Source organism: Pontibacter sp. CAU 1760, from assembly GCF_054482735.1.
Window position 1 is genome coordinate 50550 of record NZ_JBTLRL010000006.1, and the last position, 24824, is coordinate 75373.

Sequence of the window (24824 nt, forward strand, 5' to 3'; positions counted from 1 at the left end):
ATTTGAGTATAAACTTACGGAAGGTATCAACGGCAACACCAGGACGGTGTCGAATAAAATTGCATCTGATTTGAAGAATAGAACAAGGAGCCTGACAATTCCAGCAAACGCGTTCTCCAACGCTGGAGGCCTTGCCTCCCTTAAATGGATAGTGCTTTGTCTGCTGATGCTGTCTGGCATGAGTTGCCATCAAGATCAGCCGGGCACGGCGCAGGTGCCTGTTCAATCTTCCCCTGACACGGTCGTTTCGGCACAGGACACCGCCTTGGCTACTACAGACGAAGAGGTGGTGGATGGTATACACGTCCCCACTGGCCTGATTGCCGACGAAGGATATTTACTGGTGCGCAACAATTGCATCAGCTGCCATTCCCTGGACTTGGTTAAGAACAAGCGTGCCACCCGCGAAGGATGGCTTTCCACGATCCGCTGGATGCAGCAAACACAAGGGCTTTGGGATTTGGGCGAAAATGAAGCCCCCATCATCGAATACCTCACCCGAAATTACGCGCCCGAAGATAGGGGCAGGCGCAAACAGCTGAAGGAGGTGGAGTGGTATATCCTCGAAGACTAGATGCCTGATGCTTTCAGGGAGCTACTTTATTTGCTGGCTCAGAACTATTACGCAGATTTTGTTTCTTCCTAGCAACAGGGCATTTCTATCTTGTTTTAAAGGTACTTATCGCACAGGCGTTTGCTTTCCAAGCGTTCCACTGGTTACGGCAGCAGCATGTGCGGCACTACTCACAACCCCTGAAAATGCTGTCAGTGATTTGCGCGAATCCTACTATTAGCCTGGCTTCGTAATTCAAAAAAGTTTGCAGCGTCGCGTTTCTTATTGCTGAAGGTCGCCTTGATAACTCAGCCAAGTAATCTCCTGCCAAATAGCCATTTCAAGAAGGACGGGTATTAGACTGTTGTGACATTGTGCTCATTTCAACCACCGGTTTATTCCGTTTAATGTTACTTTTTAGCGACGTATGATTTTTTGCAATCATCTGTATTACAAATCGTTATACTGGGTGTGAGTAGTTACTTTTTACCTTCTGACAGACATGATTGCCCTTGCAGCCCAGAACTTGTTTCTTTGTTGAGCGATTGTTCATAGCGCTCAGCGATAATTTACGATAAAGTTGCGGAAGGATTTGTGGCTTGTGTAGCTATCAACAGATCGAAACCAAGGAAGCATAAAAGCCGAGGGCTTTACGCTAAATATTAAAATAGTATAAATATATTTCATGAAAAAGCTTAGTTCTAAACTTATTCTTTTGCTGGCATTGCTGGTGTTGGGAGCAGGAGCCTGTAGCCGCAAAGGCCAGCAGGTGGAGCGGCCACGTGAGGCCTGGGTGCTGCGGTCCGTGTTAGACCAGAAGCCACGTATGCTCAGCATCGCGCTGCACGACAGCCTCTGGATAGCCTACAGCACCCAGGATGCAGCGCTCTACAAGGCCTGGGTAGGCGATATAGATTTCGATGGGCCGGTGTATACCTCGGCGCACGGCCCGCAGCCAACCACTGTCGGCACCACTTTGATGGAGGAGCCGGACAGTAACCCATGGCGCCTGGTACAAGGCGGAAAGGAAACAACTCCGGAAGTGGTTTTCAAAGGGCACACCATCCAGGACAATGCCGTTGTGCTAAAGTATGAACTGGTAAGCAATGGAAAACGGGTTGTGGTACAGGAAACGCCGGAGTACTTTGAAGGCAAGGATGGCAAGATCGGCTTTGAGCGTATCTTCAAGACCTCAGGTGTGCCGGATGGGGCTCAATTGAAGCTGAACTTGCACCTCAACTCGCTCGCGTCAGAGAAAGACTACGAGACTAATGGCACGTTTGAGGCAGGGGAGAAGTCTACGGAGAGCCTGGAGAACCAGCAGTATCACGCCGTACAGGGCAGCCTGCTGCTGAACAGCAACGACGAAACGAGGTTGGCCGTGCAGTTCAAGCGCAAACCAGCTTTGGCGGTGGCTGCAGCCGATCAGGTTTCGGGTGAGGGCGCTGTGTTCGCGCTAATGGCCAAAAGCGACTGCAACACCTGCCACAACAAAGACGTGAAAACCGTGGGACCTGCTTATATGGCCATCGCGGAGCGCTACGAAAACACCAACGAGAACCGCGACAAGCTGGTAGAGAAAATTATTGCAGGCGGTGCCGGTAACTGGGGCGAGATCCCGATGACGCCGCACCCTGACCTGAAGAAAGAGGATGCCAGCACCATGGTGTCGTATATCCTGGCGCTGGATGCGGAGCAGGAGCAGGCTGCCGCCGCCAACGAACTTATGCCAACGCCGGACTACTCGATCACTTTCGAAGAGGTAAAAGCTGACCAGGTGGACGCCGCCGCCGAGAAACCGGGTATTGCCGTGAACATCTACCAGTTCAGCGACAACGTGACGGACTTCCCGGAGATAAACGCGGAAATGCTGCCGACGTTCTCAGGCAAAGTAAATGCCCTGCACGCCAACGAGGGCGACTTCGGCGAGCTGAAGGACAACTTCGTGCTGCACGCCAGCGGCCTGCTCAACATCAAGAAAGAGACAAACATTGTGTTCCGGCTGGTAAGCGACGACGGTTCTCGGCTTTTCATAGACGATAAGCTGGTGGTGGACAATGGAGGCAACCACGGTTTGCAGCCCAAAGACGGTGAGATCATCCTTAAGCCAGGCAAGCACCCTTTCAAAGTCGAGTACTTCCAGGGGAGCGGCGGCAAGGGGCTGTCGTTGCAGTGGCGCCCGCATGGCTCTGAGGAGTTTGTGGTAGTGCCGCCGGACATGCTTACGTATAAAGGCAGCGCTATTCGCAAGACACAGGCACAACCTATTGCAGCTAAAAAGGACGAGGTGCCCGGCGATGCGGCTTCCCTGGATGCCGTGCACCCCAGCTTTACGCTGGCACAGGCCCGCCCCGATAGCTTCCACCCAAAAGTAGGGGGTATGGATTTCCTTTCGGATGGCAGGATGGTAGTGAGCACCTGGGACTCTCTGGGGTCTGTGTACATCCTGGATGGTGTTACGAAGAAAAAGCCGGAGGACATCAAGGTGAAGCGCATTGCCTTTGGCCTGGCCGAGCCGCTTGGACTGAAAGTGGTGGATGACGAGATCTACGTGCTGCAGAAGCAGGAGCTTACCAAACTGGTGGACCTGAACAACGACGACATCATAGATGAGTACCAGACCGTGGCCAACGGCTGGAAAGTATCTGCTAACTTCCACGAATTTGCTTTTGGCCTGCTCTACAAGGACGGCTACTTTTACGGCACTCTGGCTACAGCCATTAACCCGGGTGGCGCCAGCACGCAGCCCCAGATCCCTGACCGCGGCAAGGTGGTGAAGATCTCCCGTAAGGACGGCTCGCATGAGCTGATTGCCAGCGGCCTGCGCACCCCGAACGGCATTGGCTATGGTGTAGACAACGAAATCTTCATCGCTGATAACCAGGGCGACTGGCTGCCAGCCAGCAAGATTGTGCACCTGCAGGAGAACGCCTGGTATGGCTCCCGCTCCGTGGACTTTAAAGGAACAGAAGGCAAAACGCAGGTGCCGCCGGTGGTGTGGCTGCCACAGGATGAGATCGGAAACTCGCCAAGCCAGCCTGTGCGCATTAACGTGGGCCCTTATAAAAACCAGATGCTCCACGGCGAGGTAACGCATGGCGGCATCAAGCGGGTATTTGCCGAGAAGGTAAACGGCGCGTACCAGGGCGCAGTGTTCCGCTTTACCCAGGGCCTGGAGGCAGGTGTGAATCGCCTGGTGTGGGGCCCGGATAATTCGCTATACATAGGCGGCATCGGCTCGACGGGTAACTGGCAGCACTATGGCAAGTTAGGGCATGGCCTGCAAAAGCTAACATATAACGGGAAACCTGCGTTTGAGATGCTGGCTGTGCGGGCTAAGCCAAACGGTATAGAAATTGAGTTTACCGAGCCATTAAAAGAGGGCATGGGCACCAAAGCTGCTGACTACAACATCCGGCAGTGGTATTACAAGCCTACCGCAGACTATGGCGGGCCGAAACTGGATGACAAGGCGTTGCCGATCGAAAAGGTGACTTTGTCTCCGGACCGTAAGAAGGCTTACCTGCAACTGGGGGGTATGAAACCGAACCACGTGGTATACGTGCACCTGAACAGAGACGCCATCAAGAGTGCATCGGGGCAGAGCCTGTGGTCTACTGAGGCTTGGTATACCATGAACAGCATACCGGGCGCAACGACTGCTAAAAAGTAAAATCCATACAAGTAGATATGAAAAACAGAAGCTTCTTTACCGCTAGAACCGCAGCCCTGGCGCTGTCGGCCCTTGGATTCTTAGCCATGGCAGATGCAAACGCACAGGAAGTGCCCAAACCACCCAAGATGACCCCGGAAATGACTGAGTTTTGGGAACCTGAGGTAGAGACGGTGCAGCCCGGTAAAACAGCCGCTGAGGCCCCGGCCGACGCTGTTGTGCTGTTTGATGGCAAAAACCTGAACCAGTGGGTCTCCACGAACAACCCGTCCACCCCCGCCAAATGGACCGTGAACAACGGCGAGTTTACGGTGAAGAAAGGAACCGGCAACATCCAGACGAAGCAGGAGTTCCAGGATTACCAACTGCATATCGAGTGGAAGATTCCGGCTAACATTACAGGAAAAGGGCAGGGGCGTGGCAATAGTGGCCTGTTCCTGGCCTCTACCGGAGAGGGCGATGCCGGGTATGAGTTGCAGATCCTGGACTCGTACAATAACCGCACCTACGCTAACGGGCAGGCGGGCAGCATTTACAAGCAGCACCCCCCGCTGAAAAATGTTACCCGCAAACCCGGTGAATGGAACACGTATGACATTCTCTTCACAGCGCCGCGCTTCAAAGAAGACGGAAGCCTGTTTACCCCTGCGCGCGTCACTGTGCTGCACAATGGCGTCGTAATTCAGCACAACACCAGAATAGAAGGCCCTACGCAGTACATCGGCCTGCCTGAATACAAGCAGCATGGCAAAGCGCCTATCAAACTACAGGACCACGGCGACCCAAGCGAGCCCATCAGCTACCGCAACATCTGGATCCGTAACCTGTAGGCAGACCGGGACCATCCGAACCTACGTTAAAAGCAAAGGCTACCTGCACAACAGGTAGCCTTTTTTTTATCCCAACGAAGCTTCCATAGGAGATGAAATTTAAAAGTGGGGTTATTATAGGATAAGTTACTACTTAGGCGTTTTAGCAGCTGATTTTAAAGGGCTTTGGAGGGCGATTTCATCCTGAAATTTAAAATAACATAGGATAAATGGTGATGTTTTGGCCATTCTTGGATTTGACTTAAGCCAAAGTAGCGTTATCTTAGAGAGTTTTGTATCACTCAACAGCAGGGCCATACATTCTCATGCAGTGTATTTATATAGCATTATTGTTTATCTGCCTGATAAATACTTCCAACGCTTTTTGTACTCCTAAATCCGACAGCCTGCTACAGGAACTGACCAGGACCATCGAAAACAAAAGCAAGTATATCCGGGAGAAGCAGGAGCGTATTGCGCAACTGCAGACGATGCTTGCCACCGATGAACCAACACTGGCGGAACGCCATACCCTCTACAAGAAGCTCTATGCAGAATATAGCTCGTTTCAGTATGATACCGCGTTTATATATGCCCAGAAGCTACAGGAAACAGCTGCCAAGCTAGAGGATCCCGACAAAATAACCCAGGCGCAACTTAGCATGAGCTTCATATTGCTGTCTGCGGGTATGTTCAAGGAGGCTTTTGACGCGTTGGAGGCCGTTAAGGTGGGGGGCGCACCAGACAGCATTAAAGAAGCGTATTATTCGCAAATGGCCCGGATTCACTTCGATTTGGCAAGTTATAACAAGGACAAGAATTTCTCTGACCGCTATACCCAAAAAGGAAGCCAGTACATCGACTCAGCCATTGCCCTCACTAGCAAGGGCAATTTCCGGTACTACACGCTTTGGGGAAGTAAATATGAGGCCATGAAGGATTATGGCCAGGTAAAGTCCCAGTTCAGGACGGTATTGAACCGGTTTAAGCCAGGCTACCATGCGTATGCGATGGCCGCTTACTCGCTGGGCAACGCGCACAGGGCGGAGGGGGATGAGGATTTGGCTATTGAGATGATGGCCCGCGCTGCAATAGCGGACGTGAAATCCTCTACCACAGAGGCAATTGCCCTGATGCATTTAGCGGAACTGCTCTACCTCAAAGGTGATGAGGCCCGGGCCTATTATTACATTAAGCAGGCCCTGGAGGATGCCAAGTTTTACGGGGCAAGGCTTCGGGAAATGCAGGTAGCTGCCATTTTGCCGGTTATAGAAGGAGGGCGCCTGGCCTCCGTGGAAAGCCAGCGGCAACGCCTTTTCATTTTCTCCATGGCTATCTCGCTGCTGTCGCTGCTGGTGGTGGTGTTTGCGTTCGTTATTTTCAAGCAGGTGAGGCAGCTGAGACAAACAAAGCGAAGCTTAACGGCAGCAAACGCCAGTTTGCTGGAGGCCAACGGCAGGCAGCAGGAAGTGAATGGCATGCTCCAGCAAACGAACGACGCGCTGCTGGAGGCAAACAAAATCAAAGAGGAGTACATCGGCCATTCCTTTAACATGTACACCGCCTACATCGACAAGATTGAGAAATTGAAAGTGGCGGTGGAGAAACGGCTGCGGCAGAAGAAGTACGGCGATATAAGCCCGGTAATGGACTCCGTGAGCCTGAAGGAAGAGCGGGAGGGACTCTACGAGAGTTTCGACAAGATATTCCTGAAGCTGTTCCCTAACTTCGTGGACGAATTCAATGCGTATTTTAAGGAGGAGGACCGATTTGAACTCAGAGATGATCAGTCGTTGAATGTCGAGCTGCGGATCTTTGCCCTCATCCGTATCGGGATCAGCGACCATGAGCAGATCGCCAAGATTCTTGAGTATTCCGTCCGGACAGTCTATAATTATAAGACCAAAGTCAAGAACCGCTCTATCCTTTCAAACGAGGAGTTTGAGCGCAAAATCATGGAGATAAAGGCGATTTAAATCGCGGGTTCAATTCTTCATCCGAAGGCAGTATTAGCCTGCGTGTGCTTGGTGAGTCTATCCCCCCTGCTTTGGCTAGCCCAAGCCTTATCATTTCATGGGGGTGTTTGGCCCCACAAATGCAAGCAAGTTGCACAAGGTATATCCCGGATTCACCTTTTTTCAGGATGAGCGAACTGCCGCTGTCCTCTTCACGCACCCTTCCCCTACCTGCCGTGTCCAGTTGCACGAACGCCCTTTCAGGTCAAATGATGTTCAAACATTTGTGCGGGTAGCTTTCGATTATTTGACAGCAATGCCCGTTAAAACATTGAAAAGTGATTACTTTCCAGTTACTTTTTAGTAGATTTTAGTTTTCATAAATGATTGTAAATTAAATGTTTGCATACAATGTGAGTAGTTACTTTTTACCTTATGCAGGGTAGGGTTGACCTTGAAGGTATATACTTGTTTATTTGTAAACAGGAAGTCGGATAAGGAAATCATACATCCCGCTGATGCGAAAAGGTTGCCTTTCCGTAATAGGTAGTTGGGATAAGAAAAATTCCCACAGGCAGAGACAGAAATAGTGGGAAGGTGTAGAGTTTTTTCTTTGGCAAGTAAGTACTCATTTATTTAAGATCTGCTGAAGTAATCAGTGCACAACCTTTTGAATATACACCCTGTATTAGCCTTAAAGAGTTTTCCTGATTTTATATTTAGTTGTGTTATATAAATTATAGAACTACACGCATAATGCTTTTATCCCAGAGACAAATGTTTCACCATCTTAAAGCCATTGTATGAGAAAAGATTACACTACACCGAAGGTGCTGCACAAGAGCACGCATTCAGGTAGTTTACCATCCAAGAAAAAGTTCGCCATTCTGGTAGCAGCGCTATGCCTGTCTCAAGGGGCAGCATACGCTTCTCCTTTGGCTAACTATGAAATGAACGTGTTGGCTACCCGGCAGGGTACCGAAGTAAAAGGAAAAGTAACCGGCGAGGATGGCACAGGCGTACCTGGTGCCACCGTTGTGGTAAAAGGAACTTCAGTGGGTACCGCCACCGATGTGAACGGTAACTTTACCCTGAATGTACCAAGTGGAAGCGGAACCCTGGTGGTTTCCTTTATTGGATTCAAAACGCAGGAGATTCCGATTAACAATCGCGCCGTGGTGAACGTGCGCATGGCAACCGATGCCCAGGCCCTGGAAGAGGTTGTTGTAACGGGTTACGGTACGCAGAAGAAGGCAGACGTAACCGGTGCAACAGCTACTGTAAACGCCAAAGACCTGAACGCCGGTGTAATCAACAACCCGATGCAGGCGGTGCAGGGCAAGGTGGCCGGTCTGAACGTAGTTTCGAGCGGTGGTGACCCCACCAATAACCGCCCAACCATTCGTCTCAGGGGTACTTCTTCCTTAAGCGCGAACAGCGAACCACTGATCGTTATTGACGGGGTAGCTGGTGCTGATCTGAACACGGTGGCACCGGAAGACATTGCCTCCATGGACATCCTAAAAGATGCTTCTTCTGCCGCTATTTACGGTTCAAGAGGTTCTAACGGGGTAATCATTATCACCACCAAGCGCGGTACTGCAGGCAAAACAACGGTAGAGCTAAGTAGCTATGTAGGTATGGAAGCCGTGTCTAACACGATTCCTTTCTTATCGCCAGGTGAGTATGTGGCGAAGTTAGACGAACTGGGCATAGACCGAAGCGCAAATGACTATGGCGCACGTACCGATTGGTTCGACGAAATCACGCGCAAGGCATACAGCCAAAACTACAACGTAGCGGTTTCCGGTGGTACCGATAAGTTTAACTACCGTGGCTCGGTGGTATACCTGGACCAGCCGGGTATTGCTTTGAATTCTGGCTTTGACCGTTTGAATGCCCGCTTGAACCTGTCTCAGAAAGCATTGGATGACAAGCTGGAGGTGCAACTGTTGCTATCACAGCAAGTGAGCAACAAGAATTTCGTAGACTACTTCTCCTTTCTGGCAGCCGGTCAGCTTAATCCAACCATTCCTGTTTTCAACGACAACGGCACCTACCTGCAGCCAGGCATTGAGAATTTCGACATGTTCAACGGCAACCGAATCCCGGGTGGTTTCAGACTGGAGAACCCGGTAGCCAGAATGGAGCAGTTAACCAATGAGGCGCGCGAGAAGCAAACCCTGGCTAACCTCAAGGTTTATCTGGAGCCAGTAGAAGGCTTGCGGTTCGGCGTGAACTCTTCTATCAACAACTTCAACAGGCTATACGGCTTTTTCCAGCCAAGTTCTTTTGTGGCAGGTGGCAACAATACTGCCATTGCCAGACGAGAGCAGCGCGAAGTAATTGACAAGCTAACCGAACTCACCGCGCAATACACAGGCGACTTCGGTGACCATCAGTTCAGCGCTTTAGGTGGTTATACCTATCAGAAACTATCCAACGAAGGGTTTAACGCAGCTAACAGCAGATTCCCTGATGTTTTCGGTTATAACAACCTGGGAGCTGGTAATGCGAACATCGACGAAACGAACTCTACAAACAGAGAGGTTGGGTCTTACAAATCAGAGGCGATCCTGATCGGATTCCTGGGCCGCGTAACCTATTCATACAAAGACAGGTACCTCTTCACCTCCAATATCCGACGTGACGGTTCTTCGCGCTTTGGTGAGAACAACCGCTGGGGCTGGTTCCCCTCTGTATCCGTAGGTTGGAGAATTATGCAAGAGGAGTTCATGCAGAATGTGAGCTTCATCGATGACCTGAAGCTGCGCATTGGGTATGGCGTAACGGGTAACCAAGAAGGCATCGCTGATTATGCATCGCGCTTGTTGTATGGCCCGAGCGGCTCTTACTTTACGCAGGGTGGTTTCCAGACAGCTTATAACTTTAGCCAGAACTCTAACCCAGACCTTAAGTGGGAGACTTCGGCAATGACCAACATCGGTATTGACTTTGCGTTCCTGAATGGCCGCCTGAACGGTTCACTCGAGTTTTATAACAAAGACACCGAAGACCTCTTGTTTGACTACCCGATCGCAATCGGTACCAAGTATGGTTCAGACCAGCTGACAGCGGTTACAAACAGCCTTTTGGCAAACGTGGGAGAGATCAACAACAAGGGTATCGAGCTAGCCCTGGACTACCTTGTGATGGACAAAGCAGATTTCCAATGGAGAACCAACGTGAACCTTTCGCGAAACGTCAACGAAATCGTATCCCTTAGCTCCGGTATCTTTACCTATGACGCATCCTCACCGCGTACGTACGGTGATTTCGGAAGCCCTCAGGGTGGATTGGCACAGCCGGTAGTTTTGCAGGAAGGCAGGCCTATTGGACAGTTCTTCGGACCTGTATTTGAAGGGTTCAGCGCAGACAACGAGTACATCTTCAAAGACATTAATAACGACGGCGCAATTGATCCGTTTGGTGCGGACCGCACGTACCTGGGAGATGCAAACCCGGACCTTGTTTTTGGATGGGGCAATTCCTTGTCGTACAAAAATTTCGATTTGAACTTCCTCTTCAGGGGAGCAGTTGGACACCAGATTGCAAATGGCCCTTATATTTCTTTTGCTAACCCGAACCGCTTCCCAAGTAGCAACGTCATCAAAGATGCTTTTGACACAGGTATACCAGATGGCTTGTCTCCGGCATACTCAAGCCTCTGGGTAGAAGATGCTGATTTTGTTCGGCTGGATAACTGGCGCATGTCTTACAGACTGCCACAATTCTGGAAGTACATGAGCAATGCATCTGTGTTCATTGCAGGTAACAACACCTTCGTGATCACAGGTTACAGAGGTATCGACCCTGAGCCAAGATTGGGTGCTTCGCGTGATATCTACGGCGGTTCTGATGTGAGTGTAAACCTTTCTCCTGGTGTAGAGCCGATTCTTTTCTATCCAAGAACACGCTCCTTCTCACTGGGCTTCTCGCTGACGCTTTAAGGAATGGAAGTCTCTAAAATCTTAATAGTGAAAAACGATTTTCGTATGAAAAGAAATAGATTAAAACATATTTTAGCAGTTGCCTCAGTTGCCAGTATACTGGTGGGGGGGCAGGCCTGTACAGATTTGGATGCGGAGGTGTTTGACAGGGCGGAGGCCAGTAAATTCCCCGCGAACGAAGACGAACTGCTATCGACAGTAGGTTCTACATATGGCCAATTGCGCGGGTTCCTCGACCCAGTGCTGGTGCTGAACGAAGCCACCTCAGACGAACTGGTGGTGCCCACGCGCGGACCAGACTGGTATGACAACGGTGCCTGGCAGCAAATGGCCAAGCATGAGTGGACGCCGGTTTCTCCGGGCCAGATCAACGGCTCCTGGGAATGGGCCTACCGTGTAATTGCAGGTGCTAACATAAACCTAGCTGGCCTGGAAAGCAGTGACCTGAATGTGCAGGGCAAGGAAACGGTTATCGCGGAAATCAGAATGCTGCGTGCCTTCGGTTACTTCTGGCTGTTGGATATGTATGGGAACGTACCGATCATCACCGAAGACACCCCTGCAGGTAACCCACCCCAAAGCTCCCGCACAGAGCTGTACGACTTTGTGGTGAGCGAAATAAAGGCTGCGCTCCCTAACTTGCGCGATGAGGCTAACGTGAATACGTACAGCCGCTTCACAAGCGGGGCGGCAAACGCCCTGCTAGCCAAGCTTTACCTGAACGCGGAGGTTTATACCGGTACCCCACGCTGGCAGGAGGCGCTGGAAGCGACGAACGCCATCATCAACTCGCAGGCAGGTTACCAACTTAACCCTGATTACCTTCAGAACTTTGCCATCAACAACGGCAACACGGAGGCAACCTATAAAGAGAACATATTTGCGATTCCTTACGATAAGGTCTTAGCAGAAGGCATGAACATGCACATGCGTACGCTGCACTATGCGCAGGGTACTGTTTATGGCCTGACAAACAACCCTTGGAACGGTTTTGCTACCCGTGCTGAGTTTTACAATAAGTTCTCTGACGACGATAAGCGTAAGGAAATGTGGCTGGCTGGCCCGCAGCTGAACAACGACGGCGAGGTGATCACATTTGTCGATCCAGTGGATAATCAGCAGCGACAACTTGTTTTCACGCCTACCATCACATCGTTAGAGAGGGCTTTCGGTAACGAAGGGGTGCGTAACGTGAAGTATGAGGTGCAGCGTAACAACACACGCGTGAACCAGGACAACGACTTGGTGGTGTTCCGTTATGCGGACGTGCTGCTGATGAAAGCGGAAGCGCTGTTGCGCTTGGGCAGACCGGTGGAGGCGCTTGTTTTAGTGAACGAAGTGCGCGCTCGTGCCGACGTAGCACCGATGGCCAGCCTGACGCTGGAGACTTTGCTGGAGGAGCGTGGCCGTGAGTTGGCCTGGGAAGGATGGCGCCGTAATGACCTGATTCGTTTCGGGAAGTACACGGGCAGTACCTGGCAGTTCAAAACCAAAATGGACCCTACGCGCAAGCTTTTCCCGATCCCTTCGCAGCAGATGTCTAACAACCCGAACTTACAGCAGAACCCGGGTTACTAAGCACTGGTTGAACTAATAAACACACATATGTCTTATCAAGAAAGCAAGTTGTATAACTTGCTTTCTTTTTTTAGCTTAACAAAAAACAGGCACATTGCAGTCCTGTGAAGTTAATCGAATAATGGCGCTAAAATCAATACATCCCTTAACAGTAGCCTTTATCGTTTGTGCCTGCCTGGCCTGTGGCAAACGAACGACAGACAAGCAGACAGACACCCTGTTTGAAGAATTGCCGGCCACCGCCACGAACGTGGATTTCGTGAACAAGGTAGAGAGCACGGAGGAGATGAATATCTTCAATTACCGCAACTTCTACAACGGCGGCGGGGTAGCCATCGGCGATGTGAACAACGATGGGTTGCCTGACCTCTACTTAACGGCCAACACAGGCCAGAACCGGCTGTACCTCAACAAGGGCAATCTTCAGTTTGAGGATGTCACTGGGAAGGCGGGCGTTGCCGGGAACCAGGCCTGGAGCACCGGCGTGACCATGGCGGATGTGAACGGCGACGGCAGACTGGATATCTATGTCTGCAATGCTGGTGAGGTAAACGGCGATAACCGAAAAAACGAACTTTTCATCAACACCGGAGTCACCGCGAATGGAATTCCGGCCTTCTCGGAAGAAGCCGCTGCCTATGGTTTGGCAGACGAAGGCTATTCAACCCATGCCACTTTCTTTGACTATGACCGGGACGGCGACCTGGATGTATACCTGCTCAACAACAGCTCATACCCTGTCGGTAGCCTGGGCTATACCAACCTGCGCGGCCGCCGCGATGCACTGGGTGGCGACAAGCTTTTGCGAAATGATGGCGGCAAGTACGTGGATGTGAGTGCGGATGCTGGCATTTACGGTAGCCTGATCGGCTTTGGCCTTGGCATCACTATCGGGGATGTGAACAACGACAACTGGCCGGACATCTTCATCTCCAACGACTTTTACGAGCGCGATTACCTATACATCAACAACCAGGATGGCACCTTTAAGGAGGCCAGTAAAGACTGGATGCCGCACGAGAGCCTTTCCTCGATGGGGGCCGACATTGCTGACCTGAACAACGATGGCAACCAGGATATATTCGTGACAGACATGCTGCCCGGCGATGATATCCGGTTGAAAAAGACTTCCATGTTTGAGGGGTATGACCTGCAGCAGCTCAAGCTTTCCCGCGACTTCCATTACCAGTACATGCAGAACATGCTGCACCTGAACAACGGCGATAATACTTTTAGCGAGGTGGCGCGCCTGGCTGGGGTGGCCGCGACTGACTGGAGCTGGGGCGCCTTGCTGTTTGATATGGACAATGACGGGCTAAAGGATATCTTCGTGGCCAATGGCATTTACCAGGACCTGACGGACCAGGATTTTGTGAACTTCCTGGGTAACGAAGAAACGATGCGTAAGGCCATGGATGGCGGGGGCTATGCGTATAACAAGGAGCTAATCGCTAAAATGACTTCCACGCCAATCCCAAACTACGCTTTCCGCAACAAAGGCAACCTGCAGTTTGAAAACCAGGCGGCGGCGTGGGGCCTGGGTAAACCCGGCTTCTCGAACGGCGCTGCCTACGGCGACCTGGACAATGACGGGGACCTGGATCTGGTGGTCAACAACGTGAACCTCCCGGTATCGATCTACAAGAACAAATCCACTGAAAATCTGAAACACCATTTCCTGCGCGTAAAGCTGCAGGGGACAGGCCAAAACCTGAATGGGATCGGTGCCAAGGTGTACGTATACCAACCTTCTAAAACGGTATACCTGCAACAGATGCCGAACCGTGGCTTTGAGTCGTCTGTAGACCTGACGCTGGTTTTTGGGCTGGGCAAGGAAGCCAGGATTGACTCGGTAAAGGTGGTATGGACCGATGATAAGATGCAGGTACTGCAGCAAGTAAAGCCCGACCAGGAGATTAGCCTCCGGCACCAGTTGGCAGACCGCACCTTTACTCCTGAAGTACCCAACGCCGCTCGTCCATTTTACGACGCCACGCAAGCCCTAAAAATCGACTATACGCACCAGGAGAGTAATTTCGTGGACTATAACCGCGATGCCCTGCTGAAGCAGATGTTCTCTACCTTGGGGCCAGCCATGGCTGTGGGCGATGTAACGGGCGATGGACTGGAAGACGTGTATGTGGGCGGGGCCGCAGGGGCAGCCAAGAAGCTTTTCGTGCAGCAGCAGAACGGCACGTTCAGCGAAGCGGCGGTTTCCAGGCTTTTTGAGCAGGACAAAGCTTCCGAAGATGTGGCGGCCAGGTTTTTCGACGCGGACAAGGACGGTGACCTGGACCTGTTGGTGGTAACAGGCAGCAACGAGTTTACGGCCAACGCCCCCCAGCTGCAGGACAGGCTATACATCAACGACGGGAAAGGGAATTTCACCAAAGAAGACCGCCTGCCAAATATCAACACCAATGCTTCGTGCATCGCCGTTGCCGATTTCGATCAGGACGGCGACCTCGACCTGTTTATCGGGGGGCGCATGGTGCCTGGCGGGTATGGGTACGATGCCGCCAGCTATCTATACATCAACGACGGTACAGGCCGGTTCAAGAACTATACCAAGCGCTATTTGCCCAAAAACGAACTGGGTATGGTGACCGATGCGGTATGGGCGGATCTGAACGGTGATAAGTACCCGGAGCTAGTGCTGGTGGGCGACTGGATGCCTGTGGCTATTTTCACGAACAAAAGCGGCCGCAGCCTGGCCACTAAATACGAAGTGCCAAACTCATCCGGTTGGTGGAACACTATCAAAGCAGCAGATACGGATGGCGATGGTGATGTAGACTTTGTGCTGGGTAACCTGGGCCGAAACAGCCGCATCACTGCCAGTGAGAAGCAACCCGTGGAGCTTTATGTGCACGATTTTGAGTCGAACGGCACGATTGAGCAGATCATCAGCTGCTACACCGAGGATGGCAAAGCCTACCCGATGGTGCTGAAGCAAGACCTGCAGAAACAGGTGCCGAGCATCAAGCGCAAGTTCGTGAAGTACGGAGATTATGCCGGCAAGCAGGTGCATGAACTGATGCCGCCTGAGGAACTGGAGAAAGCCGTGGTAAAGAAGGTGAACAACCCCAATTCCTCATTGCTCATCAACAATGGCAAGATGTCCTTTAGCCTGAAGGCCTTGCCCGTGGAGGCGCAGTACTCTCCGATTTACGGCATCGAGACACTAGACTATAACCAGGACGGGCACCTGGACATTTTGCTGGCCGGAAACTTCTTTGATGTGGTGCCGGAGTTGGGCCGCTACGATGCCAACTACGGCTTGCTGCTGGAGGGCACAGGCAATGGTCAGTTTGTGGTGCGCCCGCCGAAAGAGTCCGGTTTCTTCACGAAAGGGCAGGTCCGGAAAATGCACCGGCTCACAGGACCCTCGGGGCAGACCTACGTGCTGCTAGCCAAGAACAACGATAAGTTACAGGCTTTTGGCCTAAAGAAGCCCTAACTTGCAACCCACGAACCAGAACCCTTACGCTTACTAAGCACACCTCACCTATGTATTCTTTCCATACCCGAACAGCGGCATACCTTAACAGCAGGCTGGCATCCATGGCAGTTTTCCTGCTGGTGTCTGCGCTCTCTCTGTCAGGCTGTAAGTCGGAGGCCGATATAACTGAGAATGCCCTGTTCGAGCCCATCGACGCTACGCAAACTAACCTGACATTCGTGAACGAGTTGAAAGCAACGGACAAACTGGACATCATCAGTTACCTGTACTTTTACAATGGGGGCGGGGTGGCAGCCGGCGACGTGAACAACGATGGCCAGACAGACCTATATTTTGTCTCGAACCAGGGCGATAACAAGTTATACCTAAACAAAGGCAACCTGAAGTTTGAGGACGCCACCGAGGCAGCCGGCGTGGCCGGTTACTCCGACTGGCAAACAGGCGTAACGATGGCCGATGTGAATGGGGATGGCCTGCTGGATATCTACGTGAGTGCCGTAGGCGATTACAAAGGGCTGGAAGGCGCCAATGAACTCTACATCAACAATGGCGTGGATGCCGATGGCAACGTGAGCTTTACCGAGAGGGCTGCTGACTACGGCCTTGACTTTACGGGTTTTTCCACCCAGGCTGCCTTTTTCGACTACGACCATGATGGGGACCTGGACATGTACCTGCTGAACCACGCCGTGCATACCTCCCGCAGCTATAACCGCGTGAACGCCCGTAACCTGCGCGACAACGAAGCCGGCGATATCCTGTTCGAGAACCAATTGATAACCGCCGCAGGCCAGAGCCCGGCCGGTGAAGTGCGCAAGTTCAAGAACGTAAGCGAGAAAGCCGGTATCTATGGCGCTGCGATGGGGTATGGCCTGGGTATAGCCGTGGCCGATTTCAACAACGATGGCTGGGATGATATCTACGTGTCCAACGACTTTCACGAAGACGATTATTATTACCTGAACAACGGCGACGGCACGTTCTCGGAAAGCGTTAAAAAGCACTTCCGCCACCTGAGCCGCTTCTCGATGGGAAATGACGCGGCGGACATTAACAACGACGGGTACCTGGACATGATGACCCTAGACATGTACCCCGAGAACGAGACGATCGAGAAGACCTCCATGGGAGAGGATCCCTTTGATATTTACCTGTACAAGCTGCAGTTTGGCTATTTCAACCAGTATAGCCGCAATTGCCTGCAGCTAAGCCATGGCGGGCAACACTTTTCTGACATCGGCCTGATGGCCGGGGTAGCTGCCACTGACTGGAGTTGGAGCACCCTGATGGCTGATTATGACAATGACGGGATCAAGGACATCTTCATCTCCAACGGCATCGTAAAGCGCCCCAACAACATGGATTACATTAAGTTCGCCACCGTGGACTCCATGTACCACGCGCCTGAAATCTCAAAATCGTTGGACAAGAAGGGCGTGAGTATGATGCCGGATGGCAGGGTACACAACTATCTCTACAGAGGCACCGATAGCCTGCAGTTTGAGGACAAGTCTTTGAGCTGGGGATTCGCTGCTCCCAATATCTCGAATGGGGCGGCATATGCCGACTTGGATAACGACGGCGATCTGGAACTGATCACCAACAACATCAACGAGCCCGCCACGATTTACCGCAACAGGAGCGAGCAGTTTGCCGGCAACAACTACCTCAAGATAAAGCTTAAAGGCGAGAAAGCGAATCTTTTCGGGCATGGTGCCAAGGTGCTGCTGAAGAGCAAAGGCAAAACGCAGCTACAGCAACTGATGCCTACCCGCGGCTTTATGTCGTCGGTGGAGCCGGTGCTGAACTTTGGCTTGGGCAAAATGACCCAGGTGGACACTCTGGTAGTGATTTGGGGAAGCCAGCAGGTGGAGGTGAAAACCAACGTGAAGGCGAATACAACCCTGGTGCTGGAGCAATCCGCTGCCCAACAGCCTGTCGCTGCCTATTATAGCCTGTTTCAGAAGGCTACGCCCGCTTATGAGGATGTAACTGAGGCTTACCTCGTGGACTACAAGCACGAGGAAAACAACTACATCGATTTTTACCGCGAAAGCCTGATCCCTTTTCAGACCTCTACCGAAGGCCCGAAGTTGGCAGTGGCCGATGTGAACGGCGATGGCCTGGACGACTTTTATGTGGGAGGAGCCAAGCGCCAGCCAGGTGCGTTGTACCTGCAGCAGGTCAACGGCAAGTTCCTGCGCTCCAACAAAGCCATCTTCCAAGCTGATTCGCTGTATGAGGATGTTGATGCCGTGTTCTTCGATGCCAACAACGACAAGCACCCAGACCTGTATGTCGTGTCCGGAGGGAATGAGTTTTACGGCAAGATGGATGCGCAATTCGACCGCCTGTACCTGAACGATGGCAAAGGAAACTTCACGCGCAGCCATACCCTGCCGGCGATGTATGATAACAAGAGTTGTGTGCGTCCTTTCGATTTTGACAACGACGGTGACCTGGACCTGTTTGTGGGCGGGCGCGTGCTGGGCTACCAGTATGGCATTTCGCCAAACTCATACCTGTTGGTTAACGATGGCAGGGGCCGCTTTACGGACAAGACAGACCAATTGGCCCCGGAGTTACGCAAAGCGGGTATGGTGACGGATGCCGCCTGGGTAGACTATGACCAGGATGGCAAGTCAGATTTGATACTTGCCGGCGATTGGATGCCGCTGACGGTATACCAGAACAAGGGCAACAAACTCAGCAAGGTGACAAGCGATACAGGCCTCCAAAATGCCGTGGGCTTCTGGCAGACACTCACGGCAGCCGACTTCGACAATGACGGGGACATGGACTTGGTTGCCGGAAACCTGGGAACGAATACGAAGCTCAGGAAAGGGAACCAGAGTGCCTTGCGAATGTACTTAAAGGACATCGACAATAACGAAAACCTGGACCACCTGCTTGCTTATAACCTCCATGACAAGTGGTACCCGGTGGCCACCAAAGATGAGTTGGGTAAGCAGCTCCCGCTCATCAACAAGAACATAACCGATTACAAGAGCTACGCGGGCAAGAGCGTGGAGGAGCTGTTTAAGGACGGTGAGTTGAAAGATGCTCCGGTGCTGGAAGTGAATACCTTTGAGTCGGTGTACTGGGAGAACCTGGGCAATGGGCAGTTCAGGAAGCATGCCTTGCCACGCGAGGCGCAGGTATCCAAGATTTTCGCTTTTCATGTAACCGACGTGAACCAAGACGGCAAGCCTGACCTTATTACAGGAGGCAATTTATACGGCGTGAGCATGTACCAGGGCCGCTACGACGGCAGCTATGGCAGCTTGCTTTACGGGAACGGCAAAGGCGAATTTAAAGCGGCCAGCCTGGTAGATGCGGGTTTTGTGTTTGACGGGCAGGTACGGGATATCCGGAAACTGAAAACCGCTGCAGGCCAATTGATGCTGGTGGCCCGAAACAACGAGCCCCTGCAGATTTTCAAAAAGTTGCCGACAGCAGCAAACGCCAGTCAATTGGCCATGCACCGAAATGTCGCCCGCTAAAGGCAGCGATAGAATTGTTCCTGAATAATATAACTCACAAGACTCTTTCGAGCATGAAACAGGTTTTCCTCTACACCGGAATGTTCCTAACCTTGCTGGGTGCCTTTGGCTGCCAGCAGCAGGAAACCAGGGATTACAGCCAGGCGGCTGCTAACCCGGCATTTCTACACAGGTCCGTGGATAAGCTGACGGAGGTGATCACGCACGATATTTTTTCGCCGCCGGTAGCCAGCCGCATTTATGTATACCCCCAGATTGCCGCGTATGAGGTGCTGCGCCATGATTACCCGGAATACAAGTCCCTGAAAGGGCAGTTGACGGATTTTGAAGGAATCCCGGAACCGGCCGCTGACTCCACTTATTGCCTGCCACTGGCCAGCCTGAACGCTTTCCTGACAGTGAGCCGCCAACTGACTTTTTCATCGGACAAGTTTGATGGGTATGAGGATGACCTGTATGCGCAGTACCGCAAGATGGGCGTGCCGGAGGAGGTGTTTAACCGCTCGCTGCGTTATGGGCAGGAAGCAGCTAAGCGCATCATCGCCTACGCCAACGCCGATGGGTATAGGCAGACAAGGGGATTCCGGCACGACGTGTCGCAGGAGGGAGGCCACTGGGTGCCAACCCCACCCGCCTACATGGACGCCATCGAGCCCTTTTGGTACAAGCTGCGCCCCTTCGTGATTGACTCGTGCAGCCAGTTTGCCCCAGCCAAGCCCGTCGCCTATGACCCGAACCCAGGCAGCGACTTTTACGAGGAGGTAAAGGAAGTGTATGAGGTTACTACCCGCATGACGGCAGAGCAGAAGGCAATCGCCAGTTTTTGGGACTGCAACCCCTTTGTGATGCATACCACCGGGCATGTGATGTACGCCACCAAGAAAATCACACCGGGCGGACACTGGCTGGGCATCACTGGTCTCGCTACCCGTAAGGCTAACGCTGACCTGATGCAAACACTGGAGGCTTATACCCGTGTGTCGGTGGCCTTGGCAGATGGCTTTATCTCCTGTTGGGACGAAAAGTACCGCAGCGACCGGATTAGACCGGAGTCGGTGATCAATGCGCTGCTGGATGAGAACTGGGTGCCGCTGTTACAAACGCCTCCCTTCCCGGAATACCCTAGCGGGCATAGCGTAATCTCGAATTCAGCAGCTGTGGTGCTAACCGACCTTTTTGGTTCTGAGTTTTCCTTCGCCGACTCCACGGAGGTAAAGTATGGCTTGCCCGTGCGCTCGTTTGGGTCTTTTCAGGCCGCTGCCGAAGAAGCCGCCATCAGCCGCTTGTATGGCGGCATTCACTTTATGCCAGCCATCGTGAACGGCGCTGAAGAAGGCAGGCAAGTAGGCGCATATGTAGTGTCTAAACTCAAGACACAGCAGCGCAGCACGACAAAGCCAGCGGCCGTTGCCAGCAAATAGTGAACCCCTATGGCTCAGATAGTCTGAATTAAGAAAATACGATGCGGCACCCCATACGTTAAAGCCTCTGGGGTGCCGCGTGGCTTATACCCTTCCACCTGGGTTGAATGATCCTTACACCATATAACTCTCTGACATGACAAGATTCCTGACCTGCCTGCTCCTGATGTGCTGCTTTATACCTGCCTTAGCGCAGGCACAGTCTGCGGACCCTTGGATTATCAAAACAGATAAAGTGGATCCCTCCAATTACTATGGCGTTACGGTGGCCAATGGGATGCTGGGCGTGGTGTCCTCGCCGGAGCCCTTTAAGGTGAAGGATGTGGTGCTGGCAGGCGCTTATGACCAGTATGGCCGGGGCCGGGTAAGCAATTTCCTGCGCAGCTTCAACCTGCTCAACATGAACATGGACATCAACGGTCGCCGCGTGGACAGCCGGAATATCTCCAACATGAAGCAGGAACTGAACATGCGCGAGGCTACTTTTACCACCACCTTCGATTATGGCCCGGATGCCACGGTTAGTTATACCTACTACGCCCTGCGCCATCTGCCATACACGGTGCTGATGAACGTGACCGTGAAGGCGAAGAAGGATATCAACTTTTCGGCCAGCAGCGTGATGGAAGCACCCGACGCCCTACGCGATGTGCAGAATTATTACAACGAGATCGATCGGCCCCATGTGGTGCTGAGTTTGCTTACCTCTGCTGCCAAAAGCCCAACGGGTAAATTATTGATGGCGGCCAGCAACACGTTTATGTTCGAAGAGGCGCATGGCCATGAGCCGCGCGTGATCCATGAGATGTGGGACAATAACATGCACCTGATGAAGTTCGGGAAGCAACTGAAGGCCGGCGAAACCTATACCTTTTCTGTGGCAGGTTCTTCCATCACCTCTGCCCACCACGACGACCCGCTGAATGAGGCAGAGCGCCTCACCATTTATGCCCGCCTGGAGGGCCGCGACCGTCTGCAGCAATTCCACAAAAAAGCGTGGGACAAGCTGTGGCAAAGCGATATTAAGATAGAAGGCGATCCGCAGTCGCAGCAGGACGTGCACAGCATGCTCTATCACCTGTATTCTTTTGTGCGTGAAAACACGGCCCTGTCGCCCTCACCGATGGGCCTCAGCGGATTGGGGTATAACGGCCATGTGTTCTGGGACACGGAGATCTGGATGTACCCGGCACTGCTGGTCATGCACCCCGAAATGGCGAAGAGCATGGTGGAGTACCGCTATGAGCGCCTGGAGGCAGCACGCCGCAACGCTTTCTCGAAAGGGTTTAAGGGGGCGATGTACCCATGGGAGAGTGCCGATACGGGGGTAGAGGAAACCCCGGTATGGGCGCTGAGCGGCCCTTTTGAGCATCATATCACCGCCGACGTGGCCATTGCCGCCTGGAACTACTACCTCGTGACGCAGGACAAGCAGTGGCTCCGCGAAAAAGGGTGGCCCATCCTGAAAGAAACCGCTGACTTCTGGGCGAGCCGCGTGGAGCGAAACGGGCCGGGCCAGTATGACATCAAAAATGTGGTGGCGGCCGATGAGTGGGCCGAGAACGTGGACAATAACGCCTTCACCAATGCCGCCGCAAAAGCCAACTTACAGTACGCCACCCAGGCCGCAAAAATTCTGGGCCTGAACGCAGATAAGGATTGGGCGCATGTGGCAAGTAACATTCCGATCCTGAAAATGGAAAATGGCGTGACGAAGGAACATGCCTCCTATGCCGGGGAGGGAATCAAGCAGGCCGATGTGAATTTGCTGGCATACCCCTTAAAAGAGGTAACGGAACCTGCCCAAATCCTGAAAGACCTGGAGTATTACGAAACCCGCGTGCCGGACGAAGGCACGCCCGCCATGACGCAGGGCGTATTTGCGTTGCTGTACGCCCGCCTGGGTAAGGCGGATAAAGCGTATAAGTGGTTTAAGGAAGCCTATGAGCCAAACCTTAACCCGCCGTTCCGCGTGATCGCTGAGACAAAAGGCGGCACAAACCCTTATTTTGCCACTGGCGCAGGCGGGGTTTTGCAGGCGGTTATCATGGGCTTCGGCGGAATTGAGGTTACGCCCACGGGCATCAAACAAGTAAAGTCTGTTATACCCAAACAGTGGAAAAGCCTGACCATTACCGGTGTGGGGCCAGATGAGAAAACATTTACAGTGAAGTAGCCGCTTTCAGTGACTCAAAACTAAAGCCAGTCTCTGGCCAAGGCACTTTAAAATGGTGGGCAGACGGTATAAAATTATAAATAGTCTTACTTTTACAGTTCGCATTTAACACAGCAGGTGCTTTAAGCGCCGCTTGTGCCATCGTATAACTTTTTAAAATTTCAGGAATGCCAATGGACGACAGCAAACAGCAACTATTTAAAGAGATAGAGCAGCAACTCACGGAGCAGGGGTTCAACATCGACAAGCAGGACCAGACACGTCCATGGGGCGGTTTTTTTGTCATCGACGAAAGCCAGGCACAGCAGTTTGCCGACACTTACTTTGAAGGAATGTCTGTTGACAACCTGAAGATATCCGGTAAACTGAGCCCGAAGATTCTGGTGGTAGCACCTGAGAAGCGTTTATCGTGGCAGTACCATCACCGCCGCGCCGAGATCTGGAAATCGGTGAAAGGCAGTGTGGGCGTGGTAACCAGCGACACGGATGAAGAAGGGGAACTGAAAACCCTGAACCCTGGCGACTATATCACGCTGAAACAAGGCGAGCGCCACCGTCTGGTTGGCCTGAAGGAGTGGGGCGTATTAGCCGAGATCTGGCAGCACACTGACGCGGAGAAACCATCCAATGAGGATGATATCGTGCGCGTGCAGGATGACTTTGGTCGTTAATATCAAGAACCAGGCATACATCATATTCAAAGGAGCCTGCCTGTTATTCAGGCAGGCTCCTTTTTTTTTCGCTAACCTATCGCCCGGCTTTGAGTTTAATATGCTAGATAAAGTACACTATCGTCATGAATCATTTTTCGCATAACCCACTGAACCGTTTTTCTGAAATCAGGCCGGACGAGCAACAGATGCAGGCGCTTTGGAAGCATGAGCGCGTTCGGGTGCTGGTGGTGCATGGCACGATGAGTTTACTCGAGCAGCAGCCTGGTGGCAGGCAAGCCGCTATACTGGGGCGTAAAGCCGCCACGATGTTAGCAGAGCAGGCAGCAGCGGCAGTGTACTTAGGTTCGGAGGGGGAGGTGCCTTATTTTGCCCTGGGGTTTGAGGGAGCGACAGATGCGTTTATGCAGTATGTGGGGGCTGCTTATACCCTGGCTGACCTGCGCACTACGGCGGCAGAACTTTCACCCACAGATGGGGCGCTGTTAGCGTATGCCCGCGGCATGGTGTACTGGAACCTCCGGCACCGCTTTTGCCCGAATTGTAGCAGCCCAACCCGGAGCGCCAGTGCGGGGCATGTGCGTGAGTGTGTTAACCCGGAGTGCAACACGCATCATTTTCCGCGCACGGATACGGCTATTATAGTATTGATATCGGAAGGGGATGCTTGCTTGCTGGGGCGCCAGGCGGTATGGCCTACGGGGATGTATGCCACCATTGCGGGCTTTCTGGAACCCGGCGAAACGCTGGAGCAGGCCGTGGCCCGCGAGGCACAGGAGGAGACAGGGGTGTCGTTGCAGGAAATCACCTACCACTCTTCTCAGCCCTGGCCTTTCCCAAGTTCGATCATGGTAGGCTTCCAAGCTACCGCAGCGGATAGAAAACTACAGGTGGATAACCAGGAGTTAGAGGATGCCCGCTGGTTTACGCGGGAGGAGATCGCTGCGGGCCTGCAAGACGAATCCCTTCGCCTGCCACCCTCAATCTCCATTTCATACCGCCTGATCCAGGACTGGTATGACGCTGCTCTGGGGTATGAGTTGGCTGCGTTGACGGGTTGTTGAAGGCTAGG

12 protein-coding genes are annotated in these 24824 nt (G+C 52.5%); all 12 read left to right on the forward strand.

The window, feature by feature from the left end:
- Window positions 1–70: 70 nt before the first annotated feature.
- The 12 genes from ACXYMU_RS10120 (at window position 71) to nudC (ending at window position 24816) form a co-directional block, all read left to right on the forward strand.
- A complete protein-coding gene (locus tag ACXYMU_RS10120) occupies window positions 71–574 on the forward strand; it encodes a hypothetical protein (RefSeq protein ID WP_458986267.1) in 504 nt (167 codons plus the stop codon).
- A gap of 664 nt (window positions 575–1238) precedes the next feature.
- A complete protein-coding gene (locus ACXYMU_RS10125) occupies window positions 1239–4226 on the forward strand; it encodes a PA14 domain-containing protein (RefSeq protein WP_458986268.1) in 2988 nt (995 codons plus the stop codon).
- A 17-nt stretch (window positions 4227–4243) separates the two neighbouring features.
- Window positions 4244–5056 carry a 3-keto-disaccharide hydrolase gene (locus tag ACXYMU_RS10130; RefSeq protein WP_458986269.1) on the forward strand — a complete coding sequence of 271 codons (813 nt, stop codon included), beginning with the start codon at window positions 4244–4246 and terminating at the stop codon, window positions 5054–5056.
- A gap of 305 nt (window positions 5057–5361) precedes the next feature.
- Window positions 5362–7011, forward strand: a complete 1650-nt coding sequence (locus ACXYMU_RS10135) for a DUF6377 domain-containing protein (protein ID WP_458986270.1) — start codon at window positions 5362–5364, stop codon at window positions 7009–7011.
- Window positions 7012–7793: 782 nt separating this feature from the next.
- Entirely contained in the window at window positions 7794–10940 is a 3147-nt protein-coding gene (locus ACXYMU_RS10140; RefSeq protein ID WP_458986271.1) for a SusC/RagA family TonB-linked outer membrane protein, read from the forward strand.
- Window positions 10941–10985: 45 nt separating this feature from the next.
- Entirely contained in the window at window positions 10986–12518 is a 1533-nt protein-coding gene (locus tag ACXYMU_RS10145) for a RagB/SusD family nutrient uptake outer membrane protein (protein WP_458986272.1), read from the forward strand.
- Window positions 12519–12639: 121 nt separating this feature from the next.
- Window positions 12640–15978, forward strand: coding sequence for a VCBS repeat-containing protein (locus ACXYMU_RS10150; RefSeq protein ID WP_458986273.1), 3339 nt, complete (start codon window positions 12640–12642; stop codon window positions 15976–15978).
- A gap of 50 nt (window positions 15979–16028) precedes the next feature.
- Complete coding sequence (locus ACXYMU_RS10155; protein ID WP_458986274.1) at window positions 16029–19484, forward strand: VCBS repeat-containing protein; 3456 nt, start codon at window positions 16029–16031, stop codon at window positions 19482–19484.
- Between the two features lie 53 nt (window positions 19485–19537).
- Window positions 19538–20905, forward strand: coding sequence for a vanadium-dependent haloperoxidase (locus ACXYMU_RS10160; RefSeq protein ID WP_458986275.1), 1368 nt, complete (start codon window positions 19538–19540; stop codon window positions 20903–20905).
- A 136-nt stretch (window positions 20906–21041) separates the two neighbouring features.
- Window positions 21042–23081 (forward strand): glycosyl hydrolase family 95 catalytic domain-containing protein, encoded by a 2040-nt coding sequence (locus ACXYMU_RS10165; protein WP_458986276.1) that lies wholly within the window; start codon window positions 21042–21044, stop codon window positions 23079–23081.
- Between the two features lie 167 nt (window positions 23082–23248).
- Window positions 23249–23752: a cupin domain-containing protein gene (locus tag ACXYMU_RS10170; protein ID WP_458986277.1), complete on the forward strand. Its 504-nt coding sequence runs from the start codon at window positions 23249–23251 to the stop codon at window positions 23750–23752.
- Window positions 23753–23877: 125 nt separating this feature from the next.
- Window positions 23878–24816 carry an NAD(+) diphosphatase gene (gene nudC / locus ACXYMU_RS10175; RefSeq protein WP_458986278.1) on the forward strand — a complete coding sequence of 313 codons (939 nt, stop codon included), beginning with the start codon at window positions 23878–23880 and terminating at the stop codon, window positions 24814–24816.
- Window positions 24817–24824: the final 8 nt, after the last annotated feature.

Coding starts and splice junctions, on each gene's coding strand:
- ACXYMU_RS10145 (WP_458986272.1), top strand. CDS start 10,986: ATGAAAAGAAATAGATTAAAACATATTTTAGCAGTTGCCTCAGTTGCC.
- ACXYMU_RS10165 (WP_458986276.1), top strand. CDS start 21,042: ATGACAAGATTCCTGACCTGCCTGCTCCTGATGTGCTGCTTTATACCT.
- ACXYMU_RS10125 (WP_458986268.1), top strand. CDS start 1,239: ATGAAAAAGCTTAGTTCTAAACTTATTCTTTTGCTGGCATTGCTGGTG.
- ACXYMU_RS10155 (WP_458986274.1), top strand. CDS start 16,029: ATGTATTCTTTCCATACCCGAACAGCGGCATACCTTAACAGCAGGCTG.
- ACXYMU_RS10140 (WP_458986271.1), top strand. CDS start 7,794: ATGAGAAAAGATTACACTACACCGAAGGTGCTGCACAAGAGCACGCAT.
- ACXYMU_RS10130 (WP_458986269.1), top strand. CDS start 4,244: ATGAAAAACAGAAGCTTCTTTACCGCTAGAACCGCAGCCCTGGCGCTG.
- ACXYMU_RS10160 (WP_458986275.1), top strand. CDS start 19,538: ATGAAACAGGTTTTCCTCTACACCGGAATGTTCCTAACCTTGCTGGGT.
- ACXYMU_RS10150 (WP_458986273.1), top strand. CDS start 12,640: ATGGCGCTAAAATCAATACATCCCTTAACAGTAGCCTTTATCGTTTGT.
- nudC (WP_458986278.1), top strand. CDS start 23,878: ATGAATCATTTTTCGCATAACCCACTGAACCGTTTTTCTGAAATCAGG.
- ACXYMU_RS10135 (WP_458986270.1), top strand. CDS start 5,362: ATGCAGTGTATTTATATAGCATTATTGTTTATCTGCCTGATAAATACT.
- ACXYMU_RS10170 (WP_458986277.1), top strand. CDS start 23,249: ATGCCAATGGACGACAGCAAACAGCAACTATTTAAAGAGATAGAGCAG.